Source organism: Mycobacterium sp. UM_Kg1 (assembly GCF_000972925.1).
In the GTDB taxonomy this organism is placed as follows: Bacteria; Actinomycetota; Actinomycetes; order Mycobacteriales; family Mycobacteriaceae; genus Mycobacterium; species Mycobacterium hiberniae.
Window position 1 is genome coordinate 1 of the sequence record NZ_JRMK01000342.1, and the last position, 541, is coordinate 541.

Annotated in this window: 1 protein-coding gene; it reads right to left on the reverse strand. The window is 72.6% G+C overall.

What is annotated here, in order from left to right; genetic code table 11:
- Positions 1-94: 94 nt before the first annotated feature.
- Positions 95-541: hypothetical protein (locus tag LI92_RS24075; protein ID WP_204368908.1), on the reverse strand; the 447-nt coding region annotated here is incomplete at its 5' end.

A 541-nucleotide genomic window follows, 5' to 3' on the forward strand; every position in this document is an offset into this window, starting at 1 on the left:
TCACGGCCCGCACCCCCGGCACCACCGACACCGGCGTTACCCCCGGCACCACCGGCCTGCCCGGCCTCACCATCAAGAGAAGCGTTGCCCGCACTCAGCCCATCACGACCCGCCGCGCCATCGGCACCATCGGCACCATCACCGGCGTCACCGCCCACACCCCCACGGCCCTGCAACCCCTCCCCCCCGGCCGCACCATCAGCAGCCCGGACACCATCACCACCGACACCACCAGCACCCCGGTTACCGGCCGCGCCCCCAGCGCCGCCATCACCACCAGCGCCACCAGCACCACCATGACCACCGGCAGCACCGGCCTCCACCGCGGCGAAACCATCCCCGCCCGCGCCACCAGCACCACCATCGCCGCCAGAACCACCATCACCGGCAGCACCACCAACGCCACCAACACCGGCCACCCCAGCACGGGCACCCGAACCGGCCACACCCCCATTACCCCCGGCACCACCATGACCACCCCGATCACCGGCACCACCATCAGCACCCCGGCCACCAGCACCACCATCAACGGCCCCCGCCG